This window comes from Bartonella sp. AP58NXGY, from assembly GCF_042195785.1.
GTDB lineage: Bacteria > Pseudomonadota > Alphaproteobacteria > Rhizobiales > Rhizobiaceae > Bartonella.
The window spans coordinates 217,871-241,085 of record NZ_JBHIOY010000001.1; the positions used below are offsets into that span (position 1 = coordinate 217,871).

Consider the following 23,215-nt stretch of genomic DNA (forward strand, 5'->3'; position numbering starts at 1 on the left):
TTTTTTATTAGGATAGAACCTGTGGATACAATCTTTGCTGTTTCGAGTGGATTGTTACCTTCAGGGGTTGCAGTCATTCGGCTTTCTGGTCCTCATGTTGTGGATATAGTTAAAACGCTTTGTGGTTGTTTACCTAAAGCACGCTTTATGCATTATGGAAATCTCATAGCTCGTGATGGCAGTTTTTTAGATTCTGCTTTAACTGTTTTTTTTCCTGCTCCTCATAGTTTTACGGGAGAAGATTGTGCAGAATTCCATTTGCATGGAGGAAAAGCAGTTGTTAATCGTTTTCTCGATGAATTATCTACATTTTCCGGATGCCGTATTGCAGAGGCAGGTGAATTTTCACGTCGTGCATTTATGGAAGGAAAATTAGATCTTGTTCAAGCGGAAGGACTTGCTGATTTAATAGAAGCAGAAACAGAAAGCCAGCGTCGTTTAGCTGTTATGGGGACAAGTGGACATTTAACAAAACTTTATCGTGATTGGCGCCATAAGCTTATGAAGGTTCGTGCTTTTATTGAGGCAGAACTTGATTTTGTCGATGAAGAAGATATTCCTGATGCAATATCTGATAAAGTTTGGAAAGATGTAGAAGATCTTTGTATTTCTCTTCGAAAACATATTAGTGAAGGAGAGCGTGCAAGTATTTTACGTGATGGATTAAAAATTGTTATTGCAGGTGCCCCAAATTCTGGAAAATCGAGTATTATGAATCGTCTTTCAGGACGATCTGTTGCTATTGTAACGGAAGAAGCAGGAACAACCCGTGATGCTTTAGAAATGAGAATTATTCTTGGTGGTTTACCTGTTTTTTTAACCGATACTGCTGGTTTTAGAAAAACAGAAAATAAAATAGAACAGATGGGAATAGAAGTTGCTAAACAGCATGTTAGAGAAGCTGATTTGGTTATTTTGGTTTATGATATAGGAAATCCTAAGCAAGTTGATTTACCAGAAACATCGGCTGAAATATGGCATGTTGGTAATAAGCTTGATCTTTATGAAAAAAATGACCAGTGTTGGTCTATACAATTTTCCGCATTAACTGGTTTAAATTTTGATTCTTTTATCAAAGAACTTGAATTATTTTGCCATCATCGTGCTTGTGAAATTGGAAATCTTGTTCCGGCGCGTAAAAGGCAACTTCAATTATTAAAAGAAGCTGTTAAAGAGATTGAATTTTCTCTCAATTATCATTCTTTTGATCTCAGTTTACGTGCAGAACATCTCCGTCGTGCAAGTGATTTTCTTGGAAAAATTACGGGAGATATTGATGTTGAAGATTTACTTGATATCATTTTTTCAGAGTTTTGTATTGGTAAATAATGATTCACGTGAAACATTGATTATTTCATAGACAGATTATAAAGATTATGTAATTTATATCTTGTTTCACGTGAAACCTTAGAATATTCTCTATGGAATGAATTAAATGCAATCATATGATGTTATCATTGTTGGTGGTGGTCATGCTGGCTGTGAAGCAGCTTCAGCTTCAGCGCGTATAGGAGCACAAACAGCACTTATTACACATAAAATATCAGCATTGGGAACAATGTCGTGTAATCCTGCTATTGGTGGTCTTGGTAAAGGGCATCTTGTTCGTGAAATAGATGCGTTAGATGGTCTCATGGGAAGAGCAGCAGATGCCGCTGGAATTCAGTTTAGACTTCTTAATAGACGTAAAGGACCGGCAGTAAGAGGACCACGGACACAGGCAGATAGACAACTTTATAAAAAAGCAATTCAAAAACTTTTAAAAGAACAAGAAAATCTTACTCTTATTGAGGATGAAGTACTTGATTTGGTTGTTAAAGATAATTGTGTATCAGGTGTAATTTTAAAAAAACAAGGAACAATTTTTTCTGGTGCTGTTGTTTTAACAACAGGTACATTTTTAAATGGCTTTATTCATATTGGTGATAAAACATGGGCTGCTGGCCGTATGGGAGATCAGTCAAGTATCAAACTTGCTGAACATTTAAAAAATTATCATATAAAACTTGGACGATTAAAAACAGGAACCCCTGCTCGTCTGAGTAAAAAAACAATTGCTTGGGAAACTCTCCAAAAACAACAAGCAGATGAAAATCCCGTTCCTTTTTCTCTTTTAACAGAGAAAATTGAACAGCCACAAATTGAATGTGCAATAACGCGTACAAATGCACAAACACATAAAATTATTCGCGAAAACATCTATCGCTCTGCTTTATATTCTGGAAATATTGAAGGATTAGGACCACGTTATTGTCCTTCAATTGAAGATAAAATCGTTAAATTTGGGGAACGTGATGGACATCAGATTTTTCTAGAACCAGAAGGATTAAATGATGATACTGTTTATCCAAATGGTCTTTCTACTTCTCTTCCTGAAGATGTACAAATTTCTTTATTAAAAACCATTGAAGGATTGGAAAATGCTACAGTTTTGCAACCTGGTTATGCTATTGAATATGATTTTGTTAATCCTCAACAATTAACGAGAAGTTTGGAAGTACGCTCTTTACCAGGTTTGTTTTTAGCGGGGCAAATTAATGGCACAACAGGATATGAAGAAGCGGCAGCACAAGGTCTTTTAGCTGGATTGAATGCTGCACGCAAGGTAGGTAAATTAGATGAAATACTTATAAGTCGTTCTACTGCTTATATTGGTGTTATGATTGATGATTTGGTTTCACGTGGTGTTTGTGAACCTTATAGAATGTTTACATCACGTGCTGAATTTCGTTTATCTTTAAGATCTGATAATGCTGATACGCGTTTAACACCTTTGGCAAAAGAATGGGGTATTGTGAGTAAAGTACGTTGGGATTATTATCAGAAAAAGCAACAACGGCTTGATCAAGCACGATCAATATGTCAAAATCTCTTTTTAACACCTAATGAAGCTTCTGCTCATGGATTACACGTTAACCATGATGGAATTCGGCGTTCGGCTTATGATTTTCTTGCATATCCTCATATGACTGTAGAGCGTCTTTCACATTTATGGCCACAATTACAAGTAATTGATTCTAAAACAGTCGAAGCTTTAGAAATTGAAGCACAATATGCGGTTTATTTAGATAAACAAGCACAAGATATTGCCTCTCTTCAAAGAGATGAACGTTTAGAAATTCCTTCTTCTCTTAATATTGAGGCAATTTCAGGTCTTTCAAATGAACTTAAATCAAAAATTCAAGAAGTATCGCCTCGTTCAATTGCTGATGCACAAAAAATTGATGGCATGACTCCTGCCGCGTTATCACTTATTATTACATATATTCAACGTCAACGGCGTGAAAAGGCTAAAACAGCTTAATGGATTTTTCTACAGAAAAAAAATATCAACAACTATTAAATATTATTCCTTCTGTTTCACGTGAAACGATGGAAAATTTAATGCAGTTTGAGTCTTTAATACTTCAATGGAATGCACATATTAATTTGATATCTGCTGCAACAATACCAGATCTATGGACACGGCATATTTTAGATTCAGCACAAATTTTTCCTTTGTATAGTCATTCTTTACATTGGTGTGATTTAGGGTCAGGAGGAGGTTTTCCCGCAATTGTGATTGCTATCTTTCTAAAAGAAAAAAAAGCAGGACATATCAATCTTGTTGAAAGTAATGGAAAAAAAGTCGCTTTTTTGCGAACAGTTATTGCCCAACTTAATCTTCCAGCAACGGTTTATCACGCTAGAATTGAAGATGTATATCAAAAAATTCCTATATCTGATATTATAACGGCCCGAGGATTAGCGCCGCTCAATAATCTTTTACAGCTTATTTTTCCTTTATTAACAGAAAAAACAGTCGCTCTTTTGCAAAAAGGTCGGGATTACGCTACAGAAATAAAAAATGCCTCTGCCAATTGGCACTTTGATCTGTTAAAACATAAAAGTAAAGTTGATGAAAATTCTGTTATTTTGGAAATTTCTCATATTCGATCATATAGAGGGTAAAGCAAAATGAGCGAAACACGAATTATCGCTATTGCAAACCAAAAGGGTGGAGTCGGAAAAACAACCACAGCAATTAATCTTGCAACAGCTTTAGCGGCTATTGGTGAAAATGTCCTTATTATGGATGTTGATCCACAGGGTAATGCAAGTACGGGCTTGGGAATTGATCGTAATAGCCGTCCTTTATCTTCTTATGATGTTTTGGTTTCAGGTGTTTCAATTACACAAGCGGCTTTAAAAACAGCAGTACCTAATCTTCATATCGTTCCTTCTACACTTGATCTTTTAGGCGTGGAAATGGAAATTTCTTCGTCACAAGATCGCATACAACGCTTACGTAAAGCTCTCTATGATGATCCGGAAATGGAAAAAAAATTCAATTATGTTTTAATTGATTGCCCACCATCACTTAATCTTCTTACACTCAATGCTATGGGAGCTGCAGATTCTGTTTTGGTACCCATGCAATGCGAATTTCTCGCACTTGAAGGTTTAAGTCAATTACTGGAAACAGTAAAACAGGTGCGATCCGTCCTTAATCCATCTTTAGAAATCCAAGGAATTGTTCTAACAATGTATGATGGACGTAATAATCTCTCAAATCAAGTTGTTGAAGATGTACGCTCTTTTATGGGAGATAAAGTTTACCGTACTGTTATTCCACGAAATGTAAGAGTATCAGAAGCGCCCTCTTTTGGTAAACCCGTATTGCTTTATGATCTCAAATGTGCTGGAAGTCAAGCTTATTTGCGTCTAGCATCAGAAGTGATTCAACGTGAAAAACAAGCACGGGCTGCTGCTTAAAAATATAAAAAATAATCTAAAAATTCAAAGAGAAAAGTTATGAATGATGATCTCTCAAAAAAAAGACTAGGACGTGGATTAGCAGCATTGATTGGAGATATCAATTTAAACAACAATCTTGCACGTTCATCAAGCTTTGATAAATTAAATGAATCCGGTAGCATTTCTGAACGATTTGTTCCACTTGAATCTATTTCACGTAATCCTCATAATCCTCGGCGTCATTTTACAGAAACAGAACTTGATAATTTGGCACAATCAATTCGTCAGCACGGTGTGGTTCAACCTGTTATTGTAAGGCCTTTAAGAGATCATCCTCATCGGTTTGAATTAATCGCGGGTGAACGGCGTTGGCGTGCTGCACAACGTGCAAATTTAAGCCAATTACCCGTTATTATTCGTGATGTGGATGATAAAACCGCTTTGGAATTGGCTATTATTGAAAATGTTCAGCGAGCAGATCTTAATCCTATCGAAGAAGCAAAAGGATATGAGATGCTTTTGAATGAACATGATTATACGCAGGTAGATTTAGCACAAGTTATTGGAAAAAGTCGTAGTCATGTTGCAAATACGCTTCGTTTATTAAAACTTCCAGAAAAAGTACAACAATTCTTAACGGATGGAAAACTTTCAGCAGGTCATGCTCGTTGCCTTATAACCGTGGATAATCCACAAGATTTAGCTGAAAAAATTATACGTGAAGGGCTTTCTGTACGTCAAACAGAAATACTTGCATATGAACAAGCTAATCCTAAAACTAAAAAACGTACTACTATAGAGAAAGATACAGAAACAAAATCTTTAGAAAAGTTACTTGCAGATGTGATCGGAATGAAAGTTATTATTCGCCATGGTAAAAAAGGTGGAGATTTAAAAATACATTACTCTTCATTAGAACAATTAGATGAAATTTGTCGACGTTTACAAAGTTAACTAATTATTCTAAAAAGAATTTTCTTCACAATTACCTTTTAAAATTTTGATCATTCTATACATATGATTTTTAGAAAATTCTATATTGCTTGAGGATATAGCGTTTTTTTCATAAGTAGAATTCTCTTCATTTGTTAGCACAATCAAGCTTGCTTGAAGTGCACGGAGAGCAATAATAAAATCTTTTGGTGTGAGATTATTTTCTCTTAAAATATTTACGAGTCCTTGTTTATTAGAAATGTAGGCAATATCATTTTCAATACTATCACTATCAGTGGTGCTATACCTTTTTGTATGTGTTTTTTTTAAATTTTGTGATAAATTTTTACATTCTTTTTCAATTTTTTCCAGCTTTAAAAGAAGTTCTTCTGTTAAGGGATAATTTGCAATAAGATGTGATGTAAGAGAAAAATTATCTATTTCTTATTTTTTTTCTTGAGCATATGATACAAAAGGGAAAAAAAAGAAAAAGAACAATAGAAATTTAAACATGATTAAAAATTATCCTTTCTTTTTCGAATTTCAGCAAAAACTTCTTCATCTGTTTCTTCTTCCATTGCAAGTTTTTTTCGCAACGTACCGTCATCCCAGCGGAGAAAGGGATTTGTTGTTTTTTCTTGCCCTAAAGTGACAGGAAGAGTCATGGCATTTTTTGCGCGCAATAAAAAAACACCTTCTACTCTTTGGTGGAGTTTTTTATTATGTGGGTCAATTGTTAGCGCGAAAAGAGCATTATTTTTTGTGTACTCGTGTCCACAATAGAGGAGTGTTTCATCGGGAAGTTTACGAAGTTTTTTTAAAGAATTTAGCATTTGTGCAGCTGTTCCTTCAAAAAGACGTCCACAACCAAGTGAAAAAAGCGTATCTCCAGCAAACAGTAATTTTTTTTCAGGAAAATAGTAAGATAGCGCTCCTAGCGTATGGCCAGGTGTTGAGAGAGCTGAGAGCATTTGAGAACCAAAAAGAAGCTTCTCATCAGGGTGAAGTGTTTGATCAAGATGGTGAATCTTGTCTTTTTCTGCTTCTGGTCCAATAACTATAGCATTGTAAACTTGCTTTAATTCTGCTAGGGCTTCTACATGGTCGTGATGATGGTGAGTCACAAAAATAGTGTTAAGTGTCCAATTGCGGCGCTTTAAAGCGTTATGAATCGCTTTGCTTTCTGGAGCATCTATTGCGGCTGTCATACCGCTTTTTTCATCATGAATGAGCACACCAAAATTATCTTCTCGACAGATAAACTGTTCAATCAACATGTTTTTTCTCCTGAACAGTGTTTCGTAATGAATCTATGAAATAATTTGTAATGGTAAGTTTTTTAAGAATCAGATTTGTCCTCTTCTGTAAAAAGTCCTTTTGAATGTTTTATAATGATAGGCATTTGGGTAAGCATGAAAAGAACTGTTATAGGCATGACGCCAAAAACTTTGAAACTCGTCCAAAAATTATCGCTAAAATTGCGCCAAATAATTTCATTCAAAAGAGCAAGAAAAACGAAAAAAAACGCCCAACGATAGGTCAGTTTTTGCCAGCCTAAATCATCAAGTTTTAAGGTAGAGTCAAGAGCATAACGCAAAAGCGGTTTTTTAAAAAACATTCCACCAAAAAGTATCAAAGCAAATAAGCTATTAATGATTGTTGGTTTCATTTTTATGAAAGTTTCATTATGAAGCCAGAGAGTTAAAAAACCAAAAATGAGAACAAATATTCCCGAAATAAGAGGCATAATAGGAATTTGTTTTGCAAGGATCCATGATAAGCTTAGAGAAATAATAATTGCTACCATAAAAATAGCTGTTGCAGGGAAAATAGGCTTGCTAAAATTTTGAAAAAATTCAATGTTTTTTATCAACCATTCTCCTTTATAATTGGCAAAAAAGAAGGCGACCAATGGTCCCATTTCTAAAAGAAATTTAAGTGTTGGTGAAAGGGGCGTTTTTTTATTGTTATTCACATTTTTTTCAGAATTATTATGTGAATTAGGGTTAGATAAAGGCTGTTTCATACATGTTTTCCTGCGATAGTTTCGGCAAAGTCAGAAGCAGAAAAGGGTTGAAGGTCTTCAATATTTTCTCCTATACCGATAAAATAAACGGGTAATTTATATTTTGCTGCGATAGCGACAAGAATTCCTCCTCGTGCTGTTCCATCCAGCTTTGTCATGACTAAACCATTAACACCAGCAATATCACGGAAAATATCCACTTGGTTGAGTGCATTTTGTCCGGTCGTTGCGTCAAGAGTTTGAAGGATTGTATGGGGCGCTTGGAGGGTGTGTTTTCTTAAAACACGAATAATTTTTGCCAATTCATCCATCAATTCAGATTTATTTTGTAAACGCCCTGCTGTATCAATAATTAATACATCACTGTTTGCTTTTTTCGCTTTCTCAAAAGCATCAAAGGCTAAACTTGCAGCATCTGCACCTAATTTTGTCGAAATAACAGGAGAATCAGTACGTTCACCCCAAATATGCAGTTGCTCAATAGCTGCGGCTCGGAAAGTGTCACCGGCTGCAAGCATAACTTTTAATCCCCCTGCTGTTAATTTGGCTGCAAGTTTTCCAATAGTTGTCGTTTTTCCAGTGCCATTTACACCTACTAGCAAAATAACATGAGGCTTATGGCTGAGATCAAGTTCTAATGGTATTGCAACAGGTTCCAGAACTTTTTTGATCTCATCAGCTACAATAGTATGAATGTCATCTGGAGAGAGGTCTTTTCCATAACGACTGGAAGCTAAAGTATTCGTGATGCGCGTTGCCGTTTCTACACCGAGGTCAGCTTGAATCAGAATATCTTCGAGCTCTTGCAGTGTAGCTTCATCAAGTTTTCTTTTAACAAAGAGGTCACTAATTGATCCGCTTAGGCGTTGTGAAGAAAGCGATAGACCTTTTTTAAGGCGTCCAAACCACGCTGTCTTTTTTTGTTCAACAGAGGATTCAGACAAAATTTCTTCATCCTTTTTTTCACGGATGGTGTTTGTGACAATAATTTTGCCATAAGGGGAAAGGGGAGCTTTATCAGAATGAGATTCTAAAGGTGGTGATTTTTTATCACACTTTGTAGGTGTTGACTTTTGATTTTTTGTTTGTTCTTCTTTTTCTGTATCTATAGAGATTTCGTTGTTTTTTGTTCTTTCATTTTTGTCCTTCTTTTTTTCTATGATATCGCTTTTATCAGGAATAGAAATTTGTTCCATTTCCTGCTCTTTAGATTTGTTAAAAGAAAATATTTTTTTTATAAAAGATTTTGTCATAAGAAATTTCCTGTTCAAGCAGCGTTTAATTTTGGAAGGACAGCAATTAATTTATCGCCATCATGGTCAACGATAAGGGCTTGAACAATTGTTCCTGCTTTTACACCTTTAATTTGTACAAGAGTATAATCTTCCGTTCGTCCGATTTCATCTTTTTCAACGAGAATTGTTTGTTGACTGTTTTTTAAATGAGCAAGATGCTTTTGGTAAGCCTCCTCACCTGCTTTACGCAGTCTTTCAGCACGCATTTTCACTATTTTACGGTTGATTTGTGGCATACGTGCGGCAGGTGTTCCTTCTCTTGGACTAAAAGGAAAGACATGTAGGTGGGTTAAATTACATTCTTTAATCAAAGCAAGACTGTTTTGAAACATCTCTTCTGTTTCGGTAGGAAAACCAGCAATTAAGTCGGCACCATAAACCATTGTAGGACGTTTGGCATGCAGTTCTTGGCAAAATTGAATGGCATGTTCACGCAAATGCCGTCGTTTCATCCGTTTTAAAATCATATTATCACCTGCTTGCAAGGATAAATGCAAATGTGGCATGATTCTTTTTTCATAGGCTAAAAGATTTATGAGTTCTTCATCTGCTTCAATAGAGTCAATAGATGAGAGGCGTAATCGCGCTAAGTCAGGAATATGATGCAAAATAGCTGAAGTTAATTTTCCTAGAGTAGCTTTTCCAGGAAGATCGTGGCCATAACTTGTAAGGTCAACACCTGTAAGGACCACCTCTTGAATACCCACATCTGTCAGCTTTTTAATTTGTTCTATGACAGCACCCATGGGAACTGAACGAGATGGTCCACGTCCATAAGGAATAATGCAAAATGTACAGCGGTGATCGCATCCGTTTTGTACCTGTACAAAAGCGCGGGTACGTTCTTGCATTGCACTAACCATATGTGGAGCAATTTTTTTCACTTCCATGATATCATTGATACGAACCTTTTCGGAATGGTTAATACCAAAATCAGGAAGTTTACGATAAGAATGGGCGTGAAGTTTATCTTCGTTTCCTAAAACGAGATCCACTTCTGTCATTGAGGCAAAATTTTGTGCTTCTGTTTGGGCTGCACATCCTGTTACAATGATGCGCGCATGAGGATTTTCACGGCGGGCTTTGCGGATAGCTTGTTTTGCTTGTCGTACGGCTTCGGCAGTGACAGCGCAGGTATTAAAAATAATAGCACCATCTTTAAGCTGGTCTAGCCCTGAAGAAGTGCTTTCTTTGCGAATTATTTCCGATTCGTAGCTATTGAGTCGACAACCAAAAGTTACAATTTCTACTGCCATCAGGAGTGATCCTTTTTGTAGCACCCTGTTAAAGAGCTTAAAAAACCACTAAATTGATATTTTATTGGTCCTGTCATGATAATATGATCGTCTTCTCGGTAAAAAATATTAAGTGTTCCCTTTGGTAAATTCACATCAACATGGCGCTCTGTAAGTCCACGACGATAAGCAGCCACAGCACTTGCACAAGCAGCACTCCCACATGCTTGTGTTAATCCTGCCCCTCTCTCCCATGTGCGTAAATTTAGACTTTTCTTTGACGTTATGCAAGCAATGGAAATATTACACCGTTCTGGAAACAGGGGATCATGTTCAAGTTTGGGTCCATATTTTTCTAAAGGAAAATGTTGAATATCATTTTCAATAAAAAAGATAGCATGGAGATTGCCAATGGATATAAGGCAAGCATCTTTTAGAGGACCAGCCGTAATTTCTACGTGATTGGTATCAATGATTTCACGTGAAACAGGCATTTCTTTTGCATTGAAATTTGGGCATCCCATATCAACAGAGATAAGATTGCCGGTTTGGCGTTTTCCTTCAATAATGCCAGCAGGGGTTTCTAAACGAAAATTTTCACCAAAATTGTGGTCTGTGAGCCATGCAATAACACAGCGGGTACCATTGCCACAAGCTTTAGCTTTCGAACCATCAGCATTCCATATTTCGATGCGGAAGTCAGCTTCTTTCTGGGTTGGTGTGTGGATAGCCATGATTTGATCAAAATGCATTTCGGGATCTACCGATAAAGCAAGGATTGCTTGTGGTGTAAAAGCATGTGCGCTTTCACGCATATCCGCAACAATAATTTGATTTCCAAGACCGTCCATTTTGCTAAATGGCGTTTTCATGAAATTTCTCTATTTCTAATGATTACTTATTAAGGGATATATGACTGAAAATCTTATAAATTTCTAGTGTTTAATAAATATAAAACTGGGTATATAAATTATTTCATTTAAAATAAGTAATTTTAATCCTGTTTTTTTTCATTTGTTAATTTATCTTTGTAACTATAACAAATATTCACTTGATTTTTTATAAGCTTATTTATTGCTGTGGGAGAGAGTACAGATATGTCGTTTTCAAAAATTTCGTTTTTCGTTGCACTATCAACTGTAATGCTTTTAGAGGGATGTTCAACAGCGCGGTTTGGTAGTAATGACAATAGTAACGCATTAGAAGTTTTTTATCCATCTCAACAAACGACAATATTGGAAGCGTCTGATCTGTCGTCTGCTTCTTCGTCGATATCTGAAGATGCAAATACTTCGATGTATGAAAAAGGAGATTCTCAGAGTGATGGACGAATGGTTAGTCTCGAATTGCCAAGCAATGCCACTGATTTATTTCCTGCAAGTATTGCTGGGGTATGGAGTCTTTCTATGGGGGGTAAGGTTTGCCGAATTGCGACGCCACAAACAAAGTTTGGACAAGGGTACCGTGCTGGTCCTTTACACTGTCCAGGGATTGTTTCTCAAGTAAGATCGTGGGCGGTTAAAGGAAAAAAATTATATTTTTATAATAACTCTGGACGTGTTATCGTTGCTCTTTATTCTTCAAGTGTTGATCGTTTTGAGGGACGTACACTTGACGATCGTCATGTTGTTTTAAGCCGTTAGATCATTTTTGACCGTTTATGAAAAAGTAAGTTATAGAAACAGATTCGTGAAAAGAATTTGTATTTTTCATTGAGAACGGTTTGAAAAAGGTTGTTTGGATGATTCTCGTTTCAACACGCTATAAGGAGTTGGTCTCTGAAGGAGAAGTTTGTTTTGATCCAGCTCAATTAGTTGTAACAGAGCATTTTGATCATTTATTAAAAAAAATTGAGGAACAAAATGTTTCTCGTCCTTGGTTTTGGGTATTTTGGTCTTTTTTAAAAAGAATACTTAAAAGGAAAAAACAAAATATTGCTCGTGTTGCAAAACAAGGGGATGAAAATGGATCTTTTCAGGGGCTGTATATTTATGGTGAAGTAGGACGGGGCAAAACCATGCTGATGGATTTGTTCTTTTCTTGTTTGCCGAAAGGTCATAAAAAGCGCGCCCATTTTAATGACTTTATGGCTGATGTGCATGAGCGCATTAATTTTTATCGTCAAGCATCTGGGCGTACAAAATCTAAACAAGATAATCCTATTTTAGCTGTTGCTGAAGATATTGCAAGAGAAGCAAAGGTGCTTTGTTTTGATGAATTTAGTGTAACAGATATTGCTGATGCTATGGTGTTGGGGCGGCTTATTTCTGCTTTGTTTGACAAAGGAATTTTCTTTATTGCAACTTCAAATGTGGCGCCCGATAACCTTTATTATAACGGTTTAAATCGCGAACTCTTTTTGCCTTTTATTCAAATTTTGAAAGCATATGTTTGTGTTGTTAATCTTGATGCAAAAACAGATTATCGTCTTGAAAAATCAAATCTACAGCCTGTGTATGTAACACCTTTAGGGAAAAAAGCAGATGAATGCATGGATCAAGCATGGGCACTTGTATTGCAAGGAAATAAGGAGATATCTGATGAGCTTTCTATAAAAGGGCGCCTTATTCCTATTCCGCGTTTTGGTGCGGGATGTGCACGCTTTGATTATCGAGATTTGTGTGTACAGCCTTTGGCAGCGGCTGAGTATTTGGTATTAGGCGAGCGTTATCATACGATTTTTATCGATAATGTACCGGTTATGGATGATACATGTCGCAATGAAACAAAACGGTTTATTTTGCTTATTGATATTCTTTATGAGCGCCACATACGATTATTTATGTCTGCAGCAGCAGATGTGGAGCATTTGTATAAGGGGCATGCGCAGATCACGGAAACATTTGAGTTTCAAAGAACACAGTCACGTCTTTTTGAAATGCAAAGTCACGATTATTTGAAACTTTGGGAAGAACATTTTCTTTTGAAGAAGAAGCGTTGATTATACTTTTACCTTTACGTAAACTGTAAAAATAATAACTCTTTGAAATTAAAGATATGCAATAATTCTGTTGTATTTTTTTAAAATTCACTTTATCGATACATCATGATAATTTTCTAATAGTTGTTTGTGCGGAGGGTTATTGTTTTTGTGAAGAGAGAAATTTGTAAACTTCATTTCTTTACTCCTTTTTATGATATTGTTTAAATATGGTTGAATTCAAAAATATTCAGTATACGGACGCAAATGAGTGTGCGCTGGATTGTCTAAAAGTTAGGAAAAAATAAAATGGTACGAAAAAAAATAGCTCTCATTGGTTCAGGTATGATTGGTGGTACTTTGGCACATATTATTGGGCTTAAAGAGCTTGGTGATGTTATCTTGTTTGATATTGCAGAAGGTGTACCACAAGGTAAAGCTCTTGATATTGCTGAGTCCTCACCTGTTGATAGTTTCGATGTTCATTTAAAAGGGGCAAATGCTTATGATGCAATTGAAGGGGTTGATGTTGTTATTGTAACAGCAGGGGTTGCACGGAAACCTGGTATGAGCCGTGATGATCTTTTGGGTGTTAATCTAAAAGTTATGGAACAAGTTGGTGCTGGAATTAAAAAATATGCACCTTCAGCTTTTGTTATTTGTGTTACAAATCCCCTTGATGTAATGGTATGGGCATTGCAGAAATTTTCAGGTCTTCCGGTGCATAAAGTGGTTGGTATGGCTGGTATTCTGGATTCAGCGCGTTTTCGTTACTTTTTATCTGAAGAATTTAAAGTCTCTGTCAAAGATGTGACAGCTTTTGTTTTAGGTGGGCATGGTGATTCAATGGTGCCCTTGGTGCGTTATTCAACAGTTGGTGGTATTTCTTTGCCTGATCTTGTTAAAATGGGTTGGACAACACAGGAAAGAATTGATCAAATTATTCAACGTACCCGTGATGGTGGTGCAGAGGTTGTTAGTTTGTTAAAAACAGGTTCTGCTTATTATGCACCAGCAGCTTCTGCTGTTTGTATGGCTGAAGCCTATTTAAAGGATACTAAGCGTGTTGTGCCTGTTGCAGCCTATCTTTCAGGGGAATATGGGGTTAACGATACATACGTTGGTGTTCCTGTTGTACTTGGTGCAGGTGGTGTTGAACGGGTCATTGAAATTGATCTTGATAAAGAGGAAAGAGATGCTTTTGATTATTCAGTAAATGCGGTTAAAAAGCTTTGTGAAGCTTGTATTGCTCTTGTGCCTAGTCTCAAGTAAATTGAACAGGATTTTGTTCATTAAAATTAAAGTATTTAGAATATTATAACTTTAGGATTAATAATAATCCATAAAAGAAAAGGACAAATGCATGAATATCCATGAGTATCAGGCCAAACGTCTGCTTCATGAATATGGAGCACCAATTGCAAATGGTGTTGCTGTTTATTCTGTAGAGCAAGCTGAAAAATGGGCAAAAAAATTACCCGGACCTCTCTATGTGGTTAAAAGTCAGATACACGCTGGTGGTCGTGGTAAGGGTAAGTTTAAAGAACTTGGTTCTGATGCAAAGGGTGGTGTTCGGCTTGCACAATCTGTTGAAGAAGTTGTTGCAAATGTTCAAGAAATGCTTGGGAAAACGTTGGTAACAAAACAAACAGGTCCAGAGGGTAAGCAGGTCAATCGCCTTTATATTGAAGATGGTGCCGATATTGAACGGGAGCTTTATCTTTCACTTTTGGTTGATCGTAGCGTTGGTCGGATTGCTTTTGTTGTTTCAACAGAAGGTGGAATGGATATTGAAACAGTTGCTGAAGAGACACCAGAAAAAATATTCACGCTGCCTATTGATGCTGTAGAGGGTGTTACTTCTGATGATTGTGCAAGGCTTTGTGATGCATTGGAATTGCGCGATAGTGCACGGGAAGATGGTGAAAAGCTTTTTCCGATTCTCTATAAGGCATTTTGTGAAAAAGATATGAGCCTTTTAGAAATCAATCCGCTTATTGTGATGAAAGATGGTCACTTGCGCGTTCTTGATGCGAAAGTTTCTTTTGATAATAATGCTCTATTTCGTCATCCAGATATTTTAGAATTGCGCGATCTTTCAGAAGAAGATCCAAAAGAAATCGAAGCTTCAAAGCATGATCTTGCTTATGTTGCTCTTGAGGGCACAATTGGTTGTATGGTCAATGGCGCTGGTCTTGCTATGGCAACAATGGATATCATTAAACTTTACGGAGCTGAGCCGGCGAATTTTTTGGATGTTGGTGGTGGAGCATCAAAAGAAAAGGTGACAGCTGCTTTTAAGATTATTACGGCCGATCCAAATGTTAAGGGCATTTTGGTTAACATTTTTGGTGGTATTATGCGTTGTGATGTCATTGCTGAAGGTGTGGTTGCTGCTGTTCGTGAGGTTGGTTTAAAGGTTCCCTTGGTTGTTCGTCTTGAAGGCACTAATGTTGAGCAGGGAAAAGCGATTATCAATGATAGTGGTTTGAATGTTATTCCTGCTGATGATTTAGATGATGCTGCTCAAAAAATTGTTGCAGCCGTGAAGGGAGCGTAAGTTATGTCGATTCTGGTGAATAAAGAGACGAAAGTTCTCGTTCAAGGGCTTACAGGAAAAACAGGAACATTTCATACAGAACAGGCGCTTGCTTATCATGGCACGCAAATGGTTGGTGGCGTTAATCCTAAAAAAGGTGGAGAAACATGGGAAGGTTCAAAAGGTGAAACTCTTCCTATCTTTGCTAATGTTGCAGAAGCAAAAGAAAAAACAGGCGCGGATGCTTCCGTTATTTATGTTCCTCCTGCAGGGGCTGCGGCAGCTATTATAGAAGCTATTGAAGCTGAAGTTCGTTTAATTATCTGTATTACGGAAGGTATTCCTGTTATGGATATGGTGAAAGTAAAGGCGCGATTAGAAAACTCAAAATCTCGTCTTATTGGTCCTAATTGTCCTGGTATTCTCACGCCAAACGAATGTAAAATTGGTATTATGCCTGGTTCTATTTTTAGAAAAGGTTCTGTTGGGGTTGTCTCACGGTCGGGAACTTTGACTTATGAAGCAGTTTTTCAAACGAGTCAGGAAGGTCTCGGACAAACAACGGCTATAGGCATTGGTGGTGATCCTGTTAAGGGTACTGAATTTATTGATGTGTTGGAAATGTTTTTAGCGGATGATGAAACCCAGTCTATTGTTATGATTGGTGAAATTGGTGGTTCTGCTGAAGAAGAGGCCGCACAGTTTCTGCAAGATGAAGCAAGAAAAGGTCGTAAAAAGCCAGTTGTTGGCTTTATTGCTGGTCGTACGGCTCCTCCAGGACGTACAATGGGACATGCTGGTGCTGTCATTTCTGGTGGTAAAGGTGGAGCAGAAGATAAAATTGCGGCAATGGAATCCGCTGGGATTCGTGTTTCTCCTTCACCATCACAGATAGGTAAGACTTTGATGTCAGTTTTGAAAGGCTAAAAGAAAATTTCACCTGAATAAGAATATATTCTTAATTCAGGTGAAAAAACTTGAGTATAAAAAGGTAAAACTTTTTTGAATGTTCAAAGCGTCGCTTGCTTTGTGAGCATTGAAAGGTCGAAAAAAGATATAAGGAGACGGAATAGATGTTCCGGAGAGGTATATGGCAAGGCAGGATGAGATAAATAGTCTTTTTGCACAGACGTCATTTCTTTATGGTGGGAATGCGGATTATATAGATCAACTTTATGCTCAATATGAAAAAGATCACACCAGTGTTGATTCACAGTGGCGTGCTTTTTTTGAAGGCCTTCATGATAACAAAGAAGATGTTCTCAAAAATGCTGAAGGAGCGACATGGCAACGTGATCATTGGCCATTAAAGGCGGGTGGTGAGTTGGTTTCTGCTCTTGATGGTGATTGGTCTTCTCTTGAAAAATATCTTGGTGATAAATTAAAGGAAAAAGCAGTAACAGGTGCTGCAAAAAAGGAAAAAACTTCCAGTGCACAAGATATTATTCGTGCAACGCGTGATTCTGTTCATGCAATTATGATGATTCGTGCGTTTCGAGCACGAGGGCATCTTCGTGCGCGGCTTGATCCTCTTCAATTGGCAGAAAAATTGGAAGATTATAAGGAACTTTCTCCTGAGGCTTATGGCTTTACTCCAGCTGATTACGAGCGTCCCATTTTTATTGATAATGTTTTAGGGTTGGAATATGCAACTATTCCACAAATGCTTGAGATCCTCAATCGTACCTATTGTTCAACAATCGGTGTGGAATATATGCATGTTTCTGATCCGGTTCAGAAAGCATGGCTTCAAGAGCGCATTGAAGGGCGAGATAATAAAATTGCTTTCACACAACAAGACAAGAAGGCTATCCTGAATAAGCTTATTCAAGCAGAAGGGTTCGAACAATTTTTAGATACTAAATATAAAGGCACAAAGCGTTTTGGATTAGATGGTGGTGAAGCGCTGATTCCTGCTCTTGAACAGATTATTAAATGTGGTAGTGCTTTAGGGGTTAGGGAAGTTATTTTAGGAATGGCACACCGTGGTCGTTTAAATGTTCTTTCACAAGTTCTCGCCAAGCCACATAGAGCTATCTTTCATGAATTCAAAGGCGGATCTTATAAGCCTGATGATGTAGAAGGATCAGGTGATGTTAAATATCATTTAGGAACTACCGCTGATTTGGATTTTGATGGGAATAAAATTCATTTATCGCTTTTGCCTAATCCTTCTCATCTTGAGATTGTTGATCCGGTTGTTATGGGAAAAGCTCGTGCTAAACAAGATCAACTTGTGGGACCTACGCACACTGATTCGCTCCCATTAAGTGAGCGTTCAAAAGTGTTGCCATTGCTTATTCATGGTGATGCTGCTTTTGCAGGACAAGGCGTTATCCAAGAAACTTTTGGTCTTTCAGGTCTTAAAGGTTATCGTGTTGCAGGCTCACTTCATGTTATTATCAATAATCAGATTGGTTTTACAACAGCTCCACGTTTTTCACGTTCTTCGCCTTATCCATCAGATGTCGCAAAAATGATTGATGCACCAATTTTCCATGTGAATGGTGATGATCCTGAGGCTGTTGTTTTTGTTGCTAAAGTAGCAACAGAATTTCGTCAAATTTTCCATAAACCGGTGGTCATTGATATGTTTTGTTATCGCCGTTATGGGCATAATGAAGGTGATGAACCTTCCTTTACGCAGCCACTTATGTATAAGGCAATTCGTAATCATAAAACAACTCTTCAGCTTTATGGTGACCAATTGATTGCAGAAGGAATAGTTACTTCAGAAGAAATTGAACAACAAAAAAAATTATGGCGCGATAAGCTTGAAGGTGAGTTTGAAGCAAGTGTTTCTTATAAGCCTAATAAGGCTGATTGGCTTGATGGAAGTTGGACGGGAATCAAAGCTTTTAGTAATGCTGATGAGCAAAATTCCAAAACAACGGGTGTTGAGTTAAAAACTTTAAAGGAAATTGGTCAAAAACTTGTCGAAATTCCAGAAGGTTTTCATGTTCACAAAACCATTCAGCGTTTTTTAAACAACCGTACTAAAATGTTTGAAACCGGTGAAGGAATTGACTGGGCAACTGCTGAAGCTTTAGCTTTTGGTTCACTTTGTTTGGAAGGAGCGCCGGTTCGTCTTTCTGGTGAGGACGTTGAACGTGGAACTTTTTCACAACGTCATTCAGTTCTTTATGATCAAGAGAATGAAGCGCGTTATATTCCTTTGAATCATTTACAAAAGGGGCAAGCGCTTTATGAAGTTGTTAATTCTATGCTTTCTGAAGAAGCTGTTCTTGGTTTTGAATATGGGTATTCTCTTGCTGAACCGCGAGGATTAACACTTTGGGAAGCTCAATTTGGTGATTTTTCTAATGGTGCACAGGTCATTTTTGATCAATTTATTTCATCCGCAGAGCGTAAGTGGCTTCGTATGTCTGGTCTTGTGTGCTTATTGCCTCATGGTTTTGAAGGGCAAGGACCGGAGCATTCTTCTGCACGTTTAGAACGGTTTCTTCAACTTTGTGCGGAAGATAATATGCAGGTTGCTAATTGTACAACTCCTGCAAATTATTTTCATATTTTGCGTCGACAAATTAAGCGTGATTTCCGTAAGCCTTTGATTTTAATGACACCAAAATCACTTTTACGTCATAAGCGGGCTATTTCTTTTCTCGATGAAATGGGACCAGAAACGAGTTTCCGTCGTGTGTTGCTTGATGATGCAGAATGTCTCAAAGATTCTGTCGTTAAATTGCAAAAGGATAATAAAATTCGTCGTATCGTTCTTTGTACGGGCAAGGTTTATTACGACCTTTATGAAGAACGTGAAAAAAAGGGTATCGATGATGTTTATCTCCTTCGTGTTGAACAACTTTATCCTTTTCCTGCAAAAGTTTTGGTGAATGTGTTATCGCGCTTTTTGCAGGCAGAAGTTTTTTGGTGCCAAGAGGAACCAAAAAACATGGGGGCGTGGTCATTTATTGAGCCTTATTTGGAATGGGTTTTGACACATATTAATGCGCAATATTCACGTGCTCGTTATGCTGGACGTCCTGCGAGTGCATCACCGGCCTCTGGGTTGATGGTGAAACACCTTGAGCAACTGGCTGCGTTTCTTAAAGACGCGTTAGGTTCTTAACTTATTATTACTCTGATGTATGGAAAGAATATTATGACTACTGAAATCCGTGTTCCTACTTTAGGCGAATCGGTTACTGAAGCAACGGTTGGCAAATGGTTTAAAAAACTTGGCGAAGCTGTCGCTATGGATGAGCCTTTGGTTGAATTAGAAACTGATAAGGTAACAGTTGAAGTTCCTTCTCCTGTTGCGGGGAAGTTATCTGAAATCATCGCAAAAGAAGGCGATACGGTTGAAGTGAATGCTCTTTTAGGAGCGGTGGAAGCTGGCGAAGCTGGTGTCTCCCAATCATTTTCGTCTTCTGCTGCACCTGTTCCAGTTGCTTCATCTGAATCAGAGAAGCCTGCTTCGAGCAGCACTATGCCTCCTTCACCTTCGGCAGCAAAGTTAATGGCTGAAAATAATGTTGCAAAAAGCGATATTTCAGGTTCTGGAAAACGTGGACAAATTCTTAAAGAAGATGTTCTTGGTGGATTAGAACAAAGAGCAAGCGTCTCTACACTTTCTTCTTCTGCGACAAGTTCTTCGGTAATTCCTGTCCAAGAAATACGTGAAGAGCGGGTTCGTATGACGAAATTGCGTCAAACAATTGCGCGCCGTCTTAAAGATGCGCAAAATGTAGCAGCAATGTTAACCACATTTAATGAGGTTGATATGTCAGCGGTGATGGATTTGCGCAAGCGTTATAAGGACCTTTTTGAAAAGAAACATGGTGTTAAACTTGGTTTTATGGGTTTTTTTACTAAGGCTGTTTGTCATGCATTGAAAGAACTTCCTGCTGTTAATGCCGAAATTGATGGAACAGATATTGTTTACAAAAACTATGTCAATGTTGGAATTGCTGTTGGAACGGATAAAGGGCTTGTCGTTCCAGTGGTACGTGATGCAGATCAAATGTCATTGGCAGAGATTGAAAAAGAAATTGGCCGTTTGGGACGTCTTGCGCGTGATGGAAAATTAGCTGTTTCTGATATGCAAGGCGGAACTTTTACCATTACCAATGGTGGTGTGTATGGGTCGTTGATGTCGACACCGATTTTGAATGCACCACAATCTGGTATTTTGGGAATGCATGCGATTAAAGAGCGAGCAATGGTTGTTGAGGGCCAAGTGGTAATCCGACCCATGATGTATTTAGCGCTTTCTTATGATCACCGTATTGTGGATGGGCAAGAAGCTGTAACTTTCCTTGTGCGTGTTAAGGAAAGCTTAGAAGATCCGGAACGCCTTGTTCTTGATTTGTAAAATACAGTTTTCAGGATGAAAGGAGAAACGGATGTCTTATGATGTGGCTGTGATCGGAGCGGGTCCAGGTGGTTATGTAGCAGCAATAAAGGCGGCACAACTAGGGCTTAAAGTAGCGATTATTGAAAAGCGTACAACATTAGGGGGAACATGTCTCAATGTTGGTTGTATTCCTTCTAAAGCATTGTTGCATGCTTCAGAAGTGTTTGCTGAAATCCAGCATGGTTTTGAAACGCTTGGTATTTCTATTGGGAAACCTAAGCTTAATCTTGAACAAATGATGGTTCATAAGAAAGCTGTAGTGACAGCCAATACAAGTGGTGTTTCTTTTTTGATGAAAAAAAATAAAATTGATACTTTTTTGGGAACAGCTAAAATTTTAAGTGCGAGTCATGTGGAAGTTGTTGCCAAGGATGGTAATAAACAAACGATTGAAACAAAAAATATTATTATTGCGACAGGTTCGGAGAGTTCGGGCATTCCAGGGGTGAATGTTGAAATTGATGAAAAGACTATCGTCTCTTCTACGGGAGCGCTTTCACTTGAAAAGGTACCTGCGCGTATGATTGTCGTGGGTGCTGGTGTTATTGGTTCAGAACTTGGATCAGTTTGGAGCCGTTTAGGTGCTAAAGTGACCATTATTGAATATCATAATAAAATTTTGGGTTCAATGGATGGTGAAATTTCACGGCAATTTCAGAAGTTAATGGAAAAACAAGGAATTGAATATAAAACTGGTGCAAAGGTAACAGCCATTACACAATCTGGCTCAACGGCTCAGGTGAGCTTTGAAACTGTCAAAGGGGGGGAGGCTGAAACTTTAGAGGCTGATGTTGTGCTTATTGCTACTGGACGTTCTCCCTATACAGAGGGGCTTGGCTTACAAGAGGCTGGTGTTCAGTTAGATGAACGCGGATTTATAGCAATTGATGCTCATTGGCAGACGAATGTTCCAGGAATTTATGCGATTGGTGATGTCGTAAAAGGGCCAATGTTAGCCCATAAAGCAGAGGAAGAAGGCGTTGCTGTGGCAGAAATTTTGGCAGGTCAAAAAGGACATGTTAATTTTGATGTTATTCCTAGTGTAGTTTATACTCAGCCGGAAATTGCTAGTGTAGGAAAAACAGAAGAAGAATTAAAAACTGCTGGTATTGAGTATAATGTTGGCAAATTTCCTTTTATGGCTAATGGTCGTGCACGTGCAATGCAAAAGAGTGATGGGTTTGTTAAAATCCTTTCTGATAAAAAAACAGATCGGGTGCTAGGGGGACATATTCTTGGATTTGGTGCTGGTGAAATGATCCATGAAATTGCAGTTTTAATGGAATTTGGTGGTTCATCAGAAGATCTGGGACGTTGTTGCCATGCACATCCTACCTTATCGGAAGCAGTGCGTGAAGCAGCTTTAGCAACATTTGCGAAACCGCTTCATATTTAAAAATCTTTTAAAAGGTACATTTTAAAAAGAGCAAGGGGGGCAGCAAATGCTTGTGAAGCATACAATAGCACTTTAGAAGGAATAAAACCAATAATGAGATATTCCATTTAATGTTGTATGCTCAATAGTTGTTGTTTTAGAGCTCGATTGTGCTATTTTGATTGATTATCGTGGTGTACTGTAAAATCTTATCGTTTAGAGCGGTGATATTTGGTCTACGTAAAAATTTACGTATGAGGTATTTTTTATAGTGTTATAAAATATCTAGGGTATGGAGCGTAGAAGCCTATTTGCGCGCTTTGTTTTAAGAAAATATCTCTTCAAAGCTCCGAGAGGCTATTTCGTTATGGTGTTTGTGAATAGTATAACTATAAAATTCCTTGTGAAGTATATAAAACTCATTATGAACTGTCATCTTCACGTTTAGTAAAAATGTACGCTGACACTATCCTAAATTTTTCCATTCCTCAACATTGCTAAAGCTATTTATTATTCGAGAGTTTTCATAAGAGGAGCTTTTCTTTTATCGTTTTTTGTTTACACGCTTTCTTTGTTTGTGATGTGCAGACAAGAGATTTTAATTGATTCAATAAGAGAGAGTTTATGATGAGAGAATTTTACAGTATTCGGCGTTATGATTCAAATTAAGAACGAAAATTGTATCATTATAAATCAAAATGTTATATATTATGATGAATCATATGAAGTGAGAAATTAAGAGGAATTGAATTATTTAATGATTGGCGCCGGTTAAAAA

At 37.5% G+C, this 23,215-nt stretch carries 18 protein-coding genes; 13 read left to right on the top strand and 5 right to left on the bottom strand.

Annotation, left to right across the window (positions count from 1 at the left end; all coding sequences use genetic code 11):
* Positions 1–21 precede the first annotated feature (21 nt).
* The 5 genes from mnmE (at position 22) to ACFINC_RS00785 (ending at position 5,691) form a co-directional block, all read left to right on the top strand.
* Positions 22–1,329: a tRNA uridine-5-carboxymethylaminomethyl(34) synthesis GTPase MnmE gene (gene mnmE, locus ACFINC_RS00765; protein ID WP_375615671.1), complete on the top strand. Its 1,308-nt coding sequence runs from the start codon at positions 22–24 to the stop codon at positions 1,327–1,329.
* A gap of 106 nt (positions 1,330–1,435) precedes the next feature.
* The gene (gene mnmG / locus ACFINC_RS00770) at positions 1,436–3,304 is read left to right on the top strand and encodes a tRNA uridine-5-carboxymethylaminomethyl(34) synthesis enzyme MnmG (RefSeq protein WP_375615672.1); all 1,869 of its coding nucleotides are present in this window, start codon (positions 1,436–1,438) and stop codon (positions 3,302–3,304) included.
* Complete coding sequence (gene rsmG, locus ACFINC_RS00775; protein ID WP_375615673.1) at positions 3,304–3,951, top strand: 16S rRNA (guanine(527)-N(7))-methyltransferase RsmG; 648 nt, start codon at positions 3,304–3,306, stop codon at positions 3,949–3,951. The genes mnmG and rsmG overlap by 1 nt, the downstream gene beginning before the upstream one ends.
* Before the next feature lie 6 nt (positions 3,952–3,957).
* Positions 3,958–4,755 (top strand): ParA family protein, encoded by a 798-nt coding sequence (locus tag ACFINC_RS00780; protein ID WP_039759463.1) that lies wholly within the window; start codon positions 3,958–3,960, stop codon positions 4,753–4,755.
* Between the two features lie 39 nt (positions 4,756–4,794).
* The gene (locus ACFINC_RS00785) at positions 4,795–5,691 is read left to right on the top strand and encodes a ParB/RepB/Spo0J family partition protein (protein ID WP_375615674.1); all 897 of its coding nucleotides are present in this window, start codon (positions 4,795–4,797) and stop codon (positions 5,689–5,691) included.
* Between the two features lie 494 nt (positions 5,692–6,185).
* Here the strand turns inward: ACFINC_RS00785 and gloB are convergent, their stop codons facing one another.
* From gloB to dapF, 5 genes are all read right to left on the bottom strand, one after another.
* Positions 6,186–6,947: a hydroxyacylglutathione hydrolase gene (gene gloB / locus ACFINC_RS00790; protein ID WP_375615675.1), complete on the bottom strand. Its 762-nt coding sequence runs from the start codon at positions 6,945–6,947 to the stop codon at positions 6,186–6,188.
* A 62-nt stretch (positions 6,948–7,009) separates the two neighbouring features.
* Complete coding sequence (locus tag ACFINC_RS00795) at positions 7,010–7,696, bottom strand: septation protein A (protein ID WP_375615676.1); 687 nt, start codon at positions 7,694–7,696, stop codon at positions 7,010–7,012.
* Complete coding sequence (gene ftsY, locus ACFINC_RS00800) at positions 7,693–8,949, bottom strand: signal recognition particle-docking protein FtsY (protein WP_375615677.1); 1,257 nt, start codon at positions 8,947–8,949, stop codon at positions 7,693–7,695. Before ftsY ends, ACFINC_RS00795 begins: the two co-directional genes overlap by 4 nt.
* Before the next feature lie 14 nt (positions 8,950–8,963).
* Entirely contained in the window at positions 8,964–10,247 is a 1,284-nt protein-coding gene (mtaB, locus tag ACFINC_RS00805; protein WP_375615678.1) for a tRNA (N(6)-L-threonylcarbamoyladenosine(37)-C(2))-methylthiotransferase MtaB, read from the bottom strand.
* A complete protein-coding gene (gene dapF / locus ACFINC_RS00810; RefSeq protein ID WP_375615679.1) occupies positions 10,247–11,098 on the bottom strand; it encodes a diaminopimelate epimerase in 852 nt (283 codons plus the stop codon). Before dapF ends, mtaB begins: the two co-directional genes overlap by 1 nt.
* Positions 11,099–11,323: 225 nt before the next feature.
* On the opposite strand from dapF, the gene ACFINC_RS00815 reads away from it, so the two are divergent.
* The 8 genes from ACFINC_RS00815 to lpdA all read left to right on the top strand — a co-directional run bounded on the left by ACFINC_RS00815 (position 11,324) and on the right by lpdA (position 22,458).
* Positions 11,324–11,869, top strand: a complete 546-nt coding sequence (locus ACFINC_RS00815; protein WP_375615680.1) for an AprI/Inh family metalloprotease inhibitor — start codon at positions 11,324–11,326, stop codon at positions 11,867–11,869.
* Positions 11,870–11,967: 98 nt separating this feature from the next.
* The gene (gene zapE, locus ACFINC_RS00820; protein ID WP_375615755.1) at positions 11,968–13,167 is read left to right on the top strand and encodes a cell division protein ZapE; all 1,200 of its coding nucleotides are present in this window, start codon (positions 11,968–11,970) and stop codon (positions 13,165–13,167) included.
* A gap of 288 nt (positions 13,168–13,455) precedes the next feature.
* Entirely contained in the window at positions 13,456–14,418 is a 963-nt protein-coding gene (gene mdh, locus ACFINC_RS00825) for a malate dehydrogenase (protein WP_375615681.1), read from the top strand.
* A 91-nt stretch (positions 14,419–14,509) separates the two neighbouring features.
* A complete protein-coding gene (gene sucC, locus ACFINC_RS00830; RefSeq protein WP_375615682.1) occupies positions 14,510–15,706 on the top strand; it encodes an ADP-forming succinate--CoA ligase subunit beta in 1,197 nt (398 codons plus the stop codon).
* Between the two features lie 3 nt (positions 15,707–15,709).
* Complete coding sequence (sucD, locus tag ACFINC_RS00835; RefSeq protein WP_375615683.1) at positions 15,710–16,612, top strand: succinate--CoA ligase subunit alpha; 903 nt, start codon at positions 15,710–15,712, stop codon at positions 16,610–16,612.
* Between the two features lie 163 nt (positions 16,613–16,775).
* Positions 16,776–19,775, top strand: coding sequence for a 2-oxoglutarate dehydrogenase E1 component (locus tag ACFINC_RS00840; protein ID WP_375615684.1), 3,000 nt, complete (start codon positions 16,776–16,778; stop codon positions 19,773–19,775).
* Positions 19,776–19,808: 33 nt separating this feature from the next.
* Positions 19,809–21,020 (top strand): 2-oxoglutarate dehydrogenase complex dihydrolipoyllysine-residue succinyltransferase, encoded by a 1,212-nt coding sequence (gene odhB / locus ACFINC_RS00845; protein ID WP_375615685.1) that lies wholly within the window; start codon positions 19,809–19,811, stop codon positions 21,018–21,020.
* A 31-nt stretch (positions 21,021–21,051) separates the two neighbouring features.
* A complete protein-coding gene (gene lpdA / locus ACFINC_RS00850) occupies positions 21,052–22,458 on the top strand; it encodes a dihydrolipoyl dehydrogenase (protein ID WP_375615686.1) in 1,407 nt (468 codons plus the stop codon).
* Positions 22,459–23,215 lie beyond the last annotated feature (757 nt).